Below are 12,079 nucleotides of genomic sequence, written 5' to 3'. Positions count from 1 at the left end.
GTCAAGGTCGCACCGCACCAGACGTCCGGATTCCCCGCCCACCCCCGCCAGGACGCCCCCCGCAGGGGGCTTCCACCTACCTGGCGGCTCCCCCGGCGGGCCCGGAGCCCCCGGGAGGGGCTCCGGGGACCGCCGGTTTCTTGAAGCGCTCCTTCAGGTTGGCGAAGAAGTTCTTCTCCTCCGCGGTGGGGGGGCCCTGGCGCGGCGCATCCATCTCCACCACCTCCACCACCTCCGGGGGCAGGTCCTCCAGGAAGCGCGAGGGTGTCCGGGGGACTTCCTTGCCCCGCTTCACGCGGGTGGCCGCGCGGGTGAGGTAGAGCACCTCCTTGGCGCGGGTGATGCCCACGTAGCAGAGGCGCCGCTCCTCCTCGAGGTTCTGCGCCTCGCCCTGCATGCCCCCGTGGGGCATCAGGTCCTCCTCCATGCCGATGAAGAAGACCAGCCGATACTCCAGCCCCTTGGAGGCATGCACCGTCATCAGGGTGACGCGGCGGCTGGCGCCCGGGACCTCCTCTTCCTCCTGCCGGGTGTCCAGGCTCAGGCGGTTGAGGTAGGTCAGCAGGCTGGCCTTGGGGCCCTCGCGCTTCTCGAAGTTCTCCAGGGAGTTGAGCACGCCGTCCACGCCCTTGAGCTTCTTGTCGGCGGCGGTGGCGCTGGAGGCGTGGGCGCGGGTGGCCTCGCGGAAGCCAATCTCCTCCAGCAGCTTGCGGGTGACGTTGGCCAGCTGGCCGTGCTCGTAGGCGGCGCGGTAACGCTCCACCAGGTCCACGAACTCCGCCACCCGGGCCCCGGCGCCCGGCGGGAGGTCCTCGTACTCGGTGGCCTTCTTCATGGCCGTCCATAGCGTGACGCCCTCGCCCCGCGCGTGCACCTGGAGGCGCTCCATGGTGACGTCGCCAATGCCCCGCGCGGGCACGTTGACGATGCGCATGAGGGAGATTTCGTCCAGCTTGTTCACGATGACCTTGAAGTACGCGATGACGTCCTTCACCTCGCGCCGGTCGAAGAACTCGCTGCCGCCCACCACCTCGTAGCCGATGTTCTTCTCGCGCAGCATCTCCTCCACCGGACGGGACTGGCCGTTGGTCCGGTAGAGCACCGCGATGTCATCCGCGGCGATGCCCAGGGCCATGTGCTTCTGGATTTCGTGCGCGACGAAGCGGGCCTCCTCCTCGTCGTTGGGGCACGTCACCACCTTCACCTTTGCCCCACCCTTGCGGTCGGTCCACATCTGCTTGGCCTTGCGCTCGGGGTTCTTGGCGATGACGGCGTTGGCCGCGTCCAGCACCGTCTGGACGGAGCGGTAGTTCTGCTCCAGGCGCACTTCCTTCCCGCCAGGGAAGAAGCGCTCGAAGTCGAGGATGTTGCGCACCTCCGCGCCGCGCCACGAATAGATGCACTGGTCGTCGTCGCCCACCGCGCACACGTTGCGGGAGCGGCCGGCCAGCAGCTTGAGCAGCTCCAGCTGGGCGGTGTTCGTGTCCTGGAACTCGTCCACCAGCAGGTAGCGGAAGCGCCGCGTGTACTTCTCGTAGAGGTCCGGGTACTCGCGCAGGAGGCGCGCCGGCAGCACCAGCAGGTCGTCGAAGTCCACCGAGCCCTGCGCCTTCAGCGCCAGCTGGTAGTCCGGGTACACCATGTGGGTGATGAGGTCGTAGTCGTCCCCCATCCCCTCCGGCTTGGGCTCCGGCACCTTGCCCGAGTTCTTCGCCTTGGAGATGAGCGTGAGCACCTTGCGCGCGTCGAAGGCGCGATCATCGATTTTGTGCTCGCGCATGGCGCGCCGGATATTGGCCAGCTGGTCGCCCATGTCGGCGATGGCGAACTTCTTGGGCCAGCCCAGGCGGTGGATGTCCTCGCGGAGCATCTCCGCGCCGAAGGCATGGAAGGTGCACACCAGCACGCCCTGCGCCCGCGGTCCCGCCATGTGGACCAGACGCTCCTTCATCTCCGTGGCGGCCTTGTTGGTGAAGGTCACCGCGAGGATGTTCCGGGCCATGATGAAGCCCGGCCGCTCGTTGAGCAGGTGGACGATGCGATGGGTGATGACGCGAGTCTTGCCGCTGCCAGCGCCTGCGAGCACGAGGAGCGGTCCCTCGAGGGTGACCACGGCCTCGCGCTGCGGAGGATTGAGCTTCGAGAGGTCCATTGCGCGCGGCGCGGGGATACCCTTTGATTCGTTCGTGCGCGACTCTTTTTTCCCCAGGCGCTCTGGCGCTGTTCTCGCATTCGTCCTGGGCACGGGATGCCTGGGCGAGTCCGGCACCTCCCCGGAGGTGACACCGGTGGTGTCCCCGGCGAGCGCGCCCTGTGTGTACTTCAAGCAACTGGCCCCCTTCCTCCCAGAGAAGCTGGACGGCTTCACCGTGACGCACACCCAGGGCTCCACCGGGAAGTACGGCGAGGTGTCCGTGTCCGAGGCCGAGCGGCTCTACACCCGGGGTGAGGGACGCGAGGTGAAGGTGCGCATCGTGGACACCACCATGGGGGAGCGCATCGGCCATGCCATCCGCGAGGCCGCCGACCGGGCCAAGGACAAGCCGGCCAGCGACCCGTCCGCCCCCATCCTCCTGGATGATGCCGTGGGCTTCGTCCGGTATGACGCCGAGGAGTCCGTGGCCGAAGCGAACCTCCTGGTGGGGGGCCGCTACGTGGTTGCCGTCACCAGCCGGGGATTTCCGGGTACGGTGGAGGTGCGCCGGGTGGCGCGCGGCATCGACCTCGCGGGACTGGCTCGCCTGAAGCCCGCCCCGAACTGATGAAGGAGTGGCCCTGGTGGTGAAGGACAAAGGAACGCGACCGGAGAAGCCGGACCCGGTCGCGCAGGAGAAGGCGGCGCGCGAGGTGGTGTCCACCCTGGGCAAGCGGGAGTTCCTGGAGCAGTTCCAGAAGCTGGCCAAGAGCTACGCGTCCGACCCGGGCAACCCGGGCTCCTACGCGTGCGAGGGGTGCCAGCGCTGCGCCAACTGCATGTTCTGCAAGGACTGCGACAGCTGCTTCACGTGCACCCACTGCACCCGGTGCGAGCTGTGCAACAACTGCTCGCACTGCGTGGACTGCAAGAGCTGCAACGCGTGCGCGTACTGCATCCAGAGCGAGAACTGCTCCACCAGCGCGTACCTGGTGCTGTGCCGCAACCTGCAGGACTGCAACTACTGCTTCGGCTGCGTGGGCCTGGCGAAGAAGGACTTCCACATCCTCAACGTCCCCTTCCCGCGGACGGAGTACTTCAAGGTCGTGGGCCGGCTGCGCAAGGAGCTGGGGATTCCGTAGGCCCCAGCCCCTCGCCTCCCTCGGACTAGAGGGCGCGCACGTAGAGGGCCTTCAGGTACTCCGTCTCCGGCAGCCCGGCCAGCACCGGGTGGTCCAGCCCCGCGCCCCGCCGCTCCAGAATCTGCACCGGCCGCTTCGCGTCCGCGGCGGCCGCGAGCACCATCTGCTCGAAGGCGGCGCGGTCCAGCTTGCCGGAGCACGAGCAGGTGACGAGCAGCCCGTCCGGCTTGAGGCAGCGGAAGGCGCGCAGGTTCAGCTCGTGGTAGGCGCGCAGCGCGGTGGCCAGGCCCTCGCGGCGCTTGGCCAGCCCGGGCGGGTCCAGCACCACGGTGTCGAAGCGGCGGCCGCCGGAATCGAAGCGGCGCAGCACGTCGAAGGCGTTGGCGTTCTCCACGGTGACGTTGGCGCGGCCGTTGGCCTCGGCGTTGGCCTTCGCCCGCGCGGCGGCCTTCTCGTCCTGCTCCACCGCGAGCACGGAGGTGCACGTGCGCGCCAGCGAGAGCGCGAAGCCGCCGTGGTAGCTGAAGAGGTCCAGCGCGTCGCCGCGCGCCAGCTCGCCGGCGCGCAGGTGATTGTCCACCTGGTCCAGGAAGGCGCCCGTCTTCATGTCGCCCTGGAGGTCCACCTCGAAGCGGTTCTCCCCCTCGTGGTAGGTGAAGCGCGCGGGCCCCTCGCCGTGCAGCAGGCGCGCCTCGCGGGGCAGGCCCTCGAAGTCGCGGCCGGAGGCATCGTCCCGGCACATGACGTGGGTGGCGCCGGTGAGCTCCACCAGCATCTTCGCCAGCGTCGCCTTGCGCGCGTCCATGCCCTCGGAGAGCGTCTGGAGCGTGAGGCCCTTGCCGTAGCGGTCCACGAAGAGGCCGGGGAGCTGGTCCGCCTCGCCGTGCACCAGCCGCAGCCCGTCCCGGCCGGCGAGGGACGCCCGGCGCGCGAGCGCGGCCTCCAGGCGGCGGCGGAAGAAGGCGTCGTCCACCGGCTCCTCGGCGGGGCCCTTGCGCGTCAGCAGGCGCAGCGCCAGGGGCGAGCGGCGGGCGTAGAGGGCCTGGCCAATGGGGTTGCCCTGGGCGTCCACCACCAGCACCACCGCGCCGGGGCCCGTCACGTCGGGCGGGGCGGCGATTTCGGTGCGGTACACCCAGGGGTTGAAGTGCCGTAGCGAGCGGGCCCCCTTGGGGGTGACGCGCGCGACGGGCAGGGCTGCATGGGGGGGCATCGGGCTCACTCCAGGCCGCGCGCGGCCAGCTCTTCGTCGTCCTCGCCACGAAGGTGCCCGATTTCGTGCAGCAACGTCACGCGGATCTGCTCACGAAGCTCTTCGGGCGTGCGGACGGCGCGCGCCAGGTTGCGGCGGTAGAGCACCATGGAGCGGCAGGGCACCTCGGAGCCGTCACAAGGCTCGCCCAGGGGCGGGCCCCGGAAGAGGCCCAGGATGGTGGGCGACAGCGGCGGCTGGTTGGCCAGCAGGTCCGCGTCCGCGGGCAGCTCCTCCGTGGTGACGGGCACGCCGTCCAGGTCCCCGCGCATGTCCTGGGGCAGCGCGGCCACGGCGTTGAGTACCTCGGCGCGGAAGTCCTCCATCGACGGGAGCGGCGGCTCCGGGAAGTCGTCCGGGGCCAGCGCGCGCGCCTTGTCGAAGTGGACCTGCGCCTGCTTCCACTTGCCCTCGCGCTCCAGCAGCAGCCCCAGGTGCTGGTGGGCGTGCGCGGCGCGCTCCGGGTCGTCCACCAGCCGGGCGAAGGCGGCGCGCGCCTCGGCGAAGCGGCACAGCTCGAAGAGGGCCAGGGCGCGCTCGTAGAGGGCCTCGCGGCTGCCGGGGTTGCGCGCGAGGACGATGGCGGAGTGCGCCAGCGACGACTCGGACTGCCCCAAATCGTTGAAGGCCATGGCGGCCACCAGCGCGAGGTGCGGAATCAGCTCCGGGGGCGTGCTGGGCTGGGACAGGCCGCGCTCCGCGTAGAGCGCGCCCAGCTCGTCCCGCTCCCGCGAGGAGGGCAGCTGCACGGCGTACAGGTGGGCCGAGCCCAGCAGCGCCGACGGGTCCCCCGGGTCGATGGCGAGCGCCCGCGCATAGGCGAGCTGCGCCTCCGTCTCGCGCCCCAGGGCGGCCAGCGCCACGCCGCGCTCCGCGTGCGCCGCGGCCAGGTCCGGCTCCAGCGCGGCGGCCTGGGCGGCGCAGGAGAGCGCCTCCTCGAAGCGCCCTTCCTCGAAGTAGCGACGCGACGCGTCCAGCGGCGCCGCGCCGTCCGAGCGGCACACGGCCAGCGGCTGCACGCGGTGGGTGGCGTCCTCCAGTGGCAGCGCGGGACGCACACTGGCGCTGGGCGCTCCGCCCCCCGGCGCGCCGGCGGGCACGGCCGGGCACGCGGCGTCCTGCGCTTCGGGAGCCGGAGCGCCGCGCTTGCAGGCAACGAGGAGCAGACAGAGGGCGAGCAGACCGCGCCGCGACATGGGCCGCCAGGGTACGGCATCACCCCGTGGGCGGGAAGCAGGGACGTGCATGCCCGCCTGCTCACATGACACACCTTCCCCGCACTGCATTAGGTTGCCCGCCCCATGAGCGAATTGATTCTGGCCTCCACCTCCAGCGCCCGGCGCGCCCTGATGGATGGCCTGGGCCTGCCCTACCGCGCGGAGGCGCCCGGCGTGGACGAGACGGTGTCCCCGCTGCTGTCGGCCGAGGCGGCCGTGCGCGAGCTGGCCTCACGCAAGGCCCGCGCGGTGCACCAGCGGAACCCGGAGGCGTGGGTGCTGGGCGCGGACCAGCTCGTCGAGGTGGCGGGCGAAATCCTCTCCAAGCCGAAGGACCGCGACGCGGCGCGCGAGCAACTGGGCAAGCTGCTCGGGCACACCCACGCCATCCACACCGGGGTGTGCCTGGTGGGCCCAGGCGGCCAGGCGAGCGAGGCGGTGGAGACGGCGCGGCTCAGCTTCTACGCGCTGACGGCGGAGGAGCTGGAGCGCTACCTGGACCTGGACGAGTGGGTGGGCTGCTGCGGCAGCTACCGCGTGGAGGGCGCCGGACAGGCCCTGCTGGAGCGGCTCGACGGCGACCGCTCCAACGTGCAGGGCCTGCCCATGGTGACCGTGGTGCGGCTGCTGCGGCGCGCGGGCTTCCGCTTCTTCGAGCGCCGCTGACGCCCTCCCGTCACGACACGTGCCCCCCCGAGTGCACAGAGGGCCCGCGCTCGCGCTGCGTCGTCGCAGGCGTCCGCGCCCACCCACGCGCCACCTGTCACGCGTCGGAGGACAGCTCCGCGAGAATCTCCGCGTAGGCCGCGCGGGCCTTGTCCGCCTGGTCCGCCTTGAAGCTCACCGCGGCCACCACCGGGTGCCCACCGCCGCCGTAGCGGCCGGCAATCGCGGACAGGTCATGCCGCCGCAGCTCCGGCTTCCACGGGTTGGAGCCAAGGGACACCTTGGCGCGCGAGGCCCCCTTCCCCACCCACAGCGTGTAGCGCGCGTCCGGGTAGAGCGCGTAGGCGATGAACTTGTTGAGGCTGTCCACGCCCTCGTCCACGAGGTCGAAGAAGACGACGCCGCGCTCGTAACGGGCGCGGGCGCGCACCAGCTCGATGTTCTTCTGGTGGCGCTCCAGCAGCGGCGCGAGCGGCCGGGCGATGAGCGGCGAGGCGGCGATGTCCGAGAGCGACTCGGACTGCATGCGGCGGATGACCTCGGGGATGAGCGCCGGGTCCTTGTTGGCCTCGAGCACCGTCATGATGCGCAGCGCGGGCTCCTCCAGCGCCACCGCCATCTGCGGCGAGGGGAACTGCGCGCCGTCGATGATTTCCGCCCAGTGGATGAGGTCCGCCATGGGCGCGGCGTCCCAGCCGAAGCGCTCGCGCGCCACGTCCGCCAGGTACTTCGTGCAGCTCTTGCGGTGGGCGTCGTGGAACTTGCGGCCGCTGGTGTCCGCGCGGAAGTGCGCCTCGTCCCCGGGCTGCTGGAACGCGGAGGCGTGGTGGTCGAACCACCACGTGAGCCGCGCGTCCTGGCTGTAGCGGAAGTCGACGATGACGTTCTCCTCGCCGGTGAAGACGGCCGGGTCGATGCCCTCGGCGCCCGGCTTGTGGCTCAGGCCGAGGTACCGGAAGGCCGCGTCCGGGCGGATGCGCTCCCGGTAGAAGCGAGAGAACACGGCCGCGCTCGCCGCGCCGTCGAAGCAGCTGTCGTGAAAGAGGACCTGGACGTTCATGTGGCCGTGCCCCTTACTGCAACGCGAGGCCCGCGCCCACCATCGAGAAGGCCGTCTCGTCCACCACGCCACTCGCCTGGGAGGCGACCACCGCGAGCCCCACGAGCCGCCCATCCGCCAGCACCCCGCAGCCCAGCGTCCCCTGCGCACCGCCCGGCGTGCGCAGGGCGCTGACGGTGGCCCTGCTCCCCAGGGCCGGAGGCGCAGGCAGCGACAGAGGCTCGCCCAGCGTCCCACCCAGCGCCTGGAGCAGACCCTTGCACCCCGCCCCCTTGGCCGCGCCGCGCTCCACCCACAGCAGCCCGTAACGCCCCTGGGCCGCGTCGCCGAAGCCCACGCCACCACCATGCAGCGTGGATGCGGGCAGCACCAGGTACGGCGAGAGCTGCTCGCGCGTCAGCTGCCCCCAGCCCGCGGGGAGCTCCAGCCGGTAGCCCAGCTCATTGCCCACCAGGGACTGACGCGCCCCCGCCCCTGCCCCACCCACGGCGGGCAGCGCCAGCAGTCCCACGGACGCCACCGCGGCGCCCAGGCCCAGGCCCAATCCCAGGTAGCGCCGCACCGGCCCCGGCTCGCCCACCACCATGGCCAGCGCCAGCCCCCCGAGGAGGAGATAGGCCACGTGGACGGGCGCCAGCGGCGCGTGGCGCGCCAGCCACCCCGTGGCCAGCAACTGCACCACCAGGCCGACCTGTGCCATCCCCTTCGCGGGCCCCCGGTTGACCACCAGCACCAGCGCCAGCACCGCGTCCAGGAACACCAGCCCGTACGTCCACTGCGGGTCCTCCAGCGAGCCCAGGAGGCCCGACGCGCGGAGGAACCACGCGGCCGCGCTCGCCAGCAGCACCCCCGCCGCCGGGCCCGGATGGGCGGACACCGCGCTGGTGACGAGGTCCCCGCCGAACACCGTCGCGTCGTCGTCCGCCTCCACCATGGGCCGGTCCAACCGCATCCGGCCCACCTTCTTGTGGGCCTGGAGATGGTCGAACGGTTCGCCGCACGCGGGACACGCGCTGGCGCCGCGAGGAATCGGGCTGTGGCCGCAGTTCGGACAGAGAGTCTGGGGCATGCCCCTGGCGTATACCGCACCGCCCGTGCCGCCCACGAGGTCGCGACATTCGTGTCACGATGTTCTGGCATTTCGCCAGGGAAGGCGGCTCTGGGCGGGAACCCCCGACTCTGACACCGAGGTCAGATTGGACCTGGGTGCCAAGAATTGTAAGCCACGCGACGAAACCGGGCGTTGAACGAAACGTCGAGTTCGCGCTCAGAGTGAGCGAATTCCCTCGATGAAATGATTCATACCCTGGCAAGGCCGTGAACCCGGTGAGCGTCTTGTCTGTTTAACCTCGCCTTCCGCAAGGGAAACAGGGGTGGGTGCCCCACCGGGCAGGTAGTCAGGCGACTGGCACCCCAACTGCATATGTCAGACCCACGGTGTACTCACCCGCGAAGGACGGAGCGGAGGGAGGAACCATGGGTAAGCGGACGAAACGCAGCAGCGGCGCAGTTCCCAGGCAGGGCCGACGGGTGATGCCCGCCCTTCGCCGGACGGCGCAGCGGGCCCGCGCGGCGGCGGGCAAGGTCCAACTGACGGTGGGCGAGGTCATCGCGGCGGCCTTCGAGACGTCCGGCGGCGAGCTGGTGGACGTCCTGGAGCAGCTCACCTCGCCGCAGATGACGCGGGCCCTCGGGCGGCGCATCGTCGTGGTGGGCTGAGCGCCCCCGCGCGGCAGCCCCCGTGACGTGCGTGCGGCGACGCGCGCGGGCGTGGCCGTCACTCTCCAGCCAGCAGCATTCCCGCGGTGTAGCGATGCTGCGCGGGCTCTCCCGCGAGCAGCCTTCCAAAGTCTTCCACGTTGTTGGGGTGCACCAGGAAGGTGCCGGAGCGTGTCTCCAGGCGCACAGGTGCGGCCAGCTCGTGCGGCTCCCCGGCCACGCTGCCTTCGCGCTCCGCGACGAGGCGGTCTGCCGGAACGGTGGCGCAGGCGGCGAAAAGCAGGAAGACAGGTAACAGATAGCGCCTCATGCAGGTCCTCCGAGTTCGGGCCCAGGTGCGGGCGGGCGAGGCCCTGCCTACGTCGCTTCCCCAGGGGAGGCAAGCTTCGCCCTCCCTCTGTGAACAGACGAAGGCCCGCGCCTCCTTGCCGAAGACGCGGGCCTCCCTGCTGCCTACACCGTCCGTGGACTAGCGGGGCTGCCAGCGCGGGCGGTGGTCATCGCCGCGGGACGTCTGGAGCGTGTAGTCACCCGCCGGGTGGACGATGGGGTCGCCCACCTTGGTGCCCGCCGCCGGGTCAATCTGCTGGACGTACAGCTGCCCTCCCTGGATGTAGGCCACGTGGTGGCCATCCGGAGAGAACGACGGCAGCGTAGCGCCCTCGGCGAAGCTGACCTCCTCGCCCACGGGCGCGCCATCCGCCGGGTTGATGCGGCGCAGGAAGATGATGTTGCCCGGGTCGCCCGCGCAGGGCGACGTACCACCGCCGCAGAGCACCGGCTCACCGGTGGTGGGGTTGAAGAAGTAGGCGCGGACGTACGCCACCCAGCTGCCATCCGGCGCCCAGGTGGGGTTGGCGATGTACGAATCCACCGAGCCCTCCTCGCCGGGCACCGAGGTGGCCTCCGCAATCGTCTGCACGGCGGCGCCGCCCACGGGGACGATGTAGAGCGCGGCGTTCAGCCCCACTGGCCCCGTGTCATTGGGCCGCAGGAACAGGAGCTGGTCGTTGACGCGGTTGTAGTGCGGCTGCTCCGCCGTGGGGCCGGCGATGGCCAGCGGCGTGGGCGTACCGCCCACGGTGGACGTGGAGATGCCCATGGTGGCGGTGCTGAATGCGAACGTGTTGCCGTTGCGCCATGCCGGGAACGTGCCCGACGTGGTGACCTCTTCCACGGTGCCACCCTCGGGCGGGACGCGGGAGATGCCAGAGATGCTGTCACCCGCCCGGCGCACGTAGAGGAGGGAGTCACCCGGCTCCCACTCCAGGTACAGGAAGCCCTCGGTGGTGCCCGTGGTGCCGTCGGCGAGCACCGCCGGCGGGCCCGCCACGAGCGGGACGTCGCGCGCCACCAGCTCACCGGCGATGTTCCCCGTCGAGGTGCCCGTCTCCGTGGCGCCCTGGACGAACGCGATGCGCGAGCCGGCCGGGTTCCAGCGGGGGTAGCGGCTGTCCACGGCGTCCTCCGACAGGCGCGTGGGCTCCGGCTCGTCGAAGCGCGTCACCACCGCCGCCATCAGGTCGGCGTCGTCCATGGCGGTGAAGGCCACGTGCAGCGCCTGGCACGTCATGGCCTCCGCCGTGCCCTCGCAGCGCAGGCCCGCGGCGCAGTCCGCGGAGGTCGTGCACGCATCTCCCTTGGCGCCCGTGCCAATGACAATCACGCCACCGTCGGTGCCGCCGTCCTCGGTGCCCGCGTCCGTACCCGCGTCCTCCTCGGTGCCCGCGTCGGTGCCCGCGTCGTCCTCGGTGCCGCCGTCCTCTTCCGTCCCGGCGTCTTCTTCAGGGGGCGGCTCGATGTCCTGCAGCTCGCATTCGCCAGAGCGACACGTCCACTGCTGCCCCGCGGGAGGCTCTCCATTTTCGCGGCGGCAATCGAACTGATCGACACACTCGTCCCCGCACCCCGTCGACAGCACCAGCAGCGCGCCACACAGCGCGCTGACAACGACACGCATCGTCATGGAACCCTCCAGAAGAACAGAGGGGCGCGTATACCGTCGGCATTGCCGGCCGTGACTACCCTGTGGAGCGGGAGCGCGCGGCGTGTTCCTGACTGAACGACCCGAGGAAATTGCCTGCTCAATGATAGACACACACTGCCATCTCGACGCGGCGCGATTTGATGAAGATCGAAATGATGTCCTCGCACGCGCCTGGGCCGCGGGGCTCGAGGGCATCGTCATCCCTGGCGTCGGCCCCCATGACTGGGAGCCCCTGCTCGAGCTGTCCCGTCAGGACGCGCGCCTCCAGGCGGGCCTGGGCATCCACCCGCAGCTGCTCCCGGACCTGCCGCCGGAGCAGGACGACGCGGTGCTCGAGCACCTGGACGCGCTGCTCACGAAGGGTGGCGCGGCGGCCGTGGGCGAGTGCGGCCTGGACGGCCCCAGCCTTTCCGGAGCGCCCCTGGAGCGGCAGGTCCGCGTGCTGAAGCGGCACCTCGCGCTGGCGCGCAAGCACGGCCTGCCCGTGCTCATGCACTGCCACCGGCTGCACCCGGCGCTCATCGACCTCCTCAAGGAGGAGCCCCTGCCCGAGGCCGGCCTGCTCATGCACAGCTACAGCGGCGGCGTGGAGCTGGCGCGCTTCTACCTCCAGAAGGGCTGCCACTTCTCCTTCGCGGGCCCCGTCACCTGGGCGGAGGCCCGAAAGCCCCTGGACGCGCTCCGGGCCATCCCCCTGGAGCGGCTGATGGCGGAGACGGACGCCCCGGACCAGGCCCCCACGCCCCACCGGGGGACGCGCTCCGAGCCGGGCTACCTCCCCCACATCCTGGAGGGCATGGCCCGCGTCCGGGGGGAGCCCGTCGAGGAGGTCGCCCGGCAGACGACCGAGAACGCCCGCCGCTTCTTCCGGGAAGCTTTCCCCGCGCCTTCGCGGTAGGCGA

Annotated in this window: 12 protein-coding genes; 5 read left to right on the top strand and 7 right to left on the bottom strand. The window is 71.3% G+C overall.

Annotation, left to right across the window (positions count from 1 at the left end; genetic code table 11):
- Positions 1–76: 76 nt before the first annotated feature.
- Positions 77–2,152, bottom strand: a complete 2,076-nt coding sequence (locus VZL07_RS24520; RefSeq protein ID WP_426750062.1) for an ATP-dependent helicase — start codon at positions 2,150–2,152, stop codon at positions 77–79.
- 127 nt (positions 2,153–2,279) lie between these two features.
- Between VZL07_RS24520 and VZL07_RS24515 the strand changes: the two genes are divergently transcribed.
- Together VZL07_RS24515 and VZL07_RS24510 are read left to right on the top strand one after the other, a co-directional pair.
- Positions 2,280–2,762, top strand: coding sequence for a hypothetical protein (locus VZL07_RS24515; RefSeq protein WP_426757370.1), 483 nt, complete (start codon positions 2,280–2,282; stop codon positions 2,760–2,762).
- Positions 2,763–2,778: 16 nt separating this feature from the next.
- Positions 2,779–3,276: a caib/baif family protein gene (locus tag VZL07_RS24510; protein WP_426750061.1), complete on the top strand. Its 498-nt coding sequence runs from the start codon at positions 2,779–2,781 to the stop codon at positions 3,274–3,276.
- A 25-nt stretch (positions 3,277–3,301) separates the two neighbouring features.
- Here VZL07_RS24510 and VZL07_RS24505 read toward each other — a convergent pair whose 3' ends face one another.
- A complete protein-coding gene (locus tag VZL07_RS24505; protein WP_426750060.1) occupies positions 3,302–4,489 on the bottom strand; it encodes a class I SAM-dependent rRNA methyltransferase in 1,188 nt (395 codons plus the stop codon).
- Between the two features lie 5 nt (positions 4,490–4,494).
- Positions 4,495–5,724 carry a metallopeptidase family protein gene (locus VZL07_RS24500; RefSeq protein WP_426750059.1) on the bottom strand — a complete coding sequence of 410 codons (1,230 nt, stop codon included), beginning with the start codon at positions 5,722–5,724 and terminating at the stop codon, positions 4,495–4,497.
- Between the two features lie 105 nt (positions 5,725–5,829).
- Here VZL07_RS24500 and VZL07_RS24495 point away from each other — a divergent pair, with 105 nt between their 5' ends.
- A complete protein-coding gene (locus tag VZL07_RS24495; RefSeq protein WP_426750058.1) occupies positions 5,830–6,411 on the top strand; it encodes a Maf family protein in 582 nt (193 codons plus the stop codon).
- Between the two features lie 97 nt (positions 6,412–6,508).
- Here VZL07_RS24495 and VZL07_RS24490 read toward each other — a convergent pair whose 3' ends face one another.
- Positions 6,509–7,471 (bottom strand): hypothetical protein, encoded by a 963-nt coding sequence (locus tag VZL07_RS24490; RefSeq protein WP_426750057.1) that lies wholly within the window; start codon positions 7,469–7,471, stop codon positions 6,509–6,511.
- 13 nt (positions 7,472–7,484) lie between these two features.
- Entirely contained in the window at positions 7,485–8,540 is a 1,056-nt protein-coding gene (locus VZL07_RS24485; RefSeq protein WP_426750056.1) for a zinc ribbon domain-containing protein, read from the bottom strand.
- A gap of 464 nt (positions 8,541–9,004) precedes the next feature.
- On the opposite strand from VZL07_RS24485, the gene VZL07_RS24480 reads away from it, so the two are divergent.
- Positions 9,005–9,190, top strand: coding sequence for a hypothetical protein (locus VZL07_RS24480; protein ID WP_426750055.1), 186 nt, complete (start codon positions 9,005–9,007; stop codon positions 9,188–9,190).
- A gap of 58 nt (positions 9,191–9,248) precedes the next feature.
- On the opposite strand, the gene VZL07_RS24475 is transcribed toward VZL07_RS24480, so the two are convergent.
- Positions 9,249–9,500, bottom strand: a complete 252-nt coding sequence (locus VZL07_RS24475; protein ID WP_426750053.1) for a hypothetical protein — start codon at positions 9,498–9,500, stop codon at positions 9,249–9,251.
- A 159-nt stretch (positions 9,501–9,659) separates the two neighbouring features.
- A complete protein-coding gene (locus VZL07_RS24470; RefSeq protein ID WP_426750052.1) occupies positions 9,660–11,156 on the bottom strand; it encodes a TolB family protein in 1,497 nt (498 codons plus the stop codon).
- Positions 11,157–11,277: 121 nt separating this feature from the next.
- Between VZL07_RS24470 and VZL07_RS24465 the strand changes: the two genes are divergently transcribed.
- Entirely contained in the window at positions 11,278–12,075 is a 798-nt protein-coding gene (locus VZL07_RS24465) for a TatD family hydrolase (protein ID WP_426750050.1), read from the top strand.
- Positions 12,076–12,079 lie beyond the last annotated feature (4 nt).

Source organism: Pseudomyxococcus flavus (genome assembly GCF_050038885.1).
Lineage (GTDB): Bacteria > Myxococcota > Myxococcia > Myxococcales > Myxococcaceae > Myxococcus > Myxococcus flavus.
Note: the sequence above shows the minus strand (reverse complement) of the source record. Positions and strands in the feature narration are given on the sequence as shown.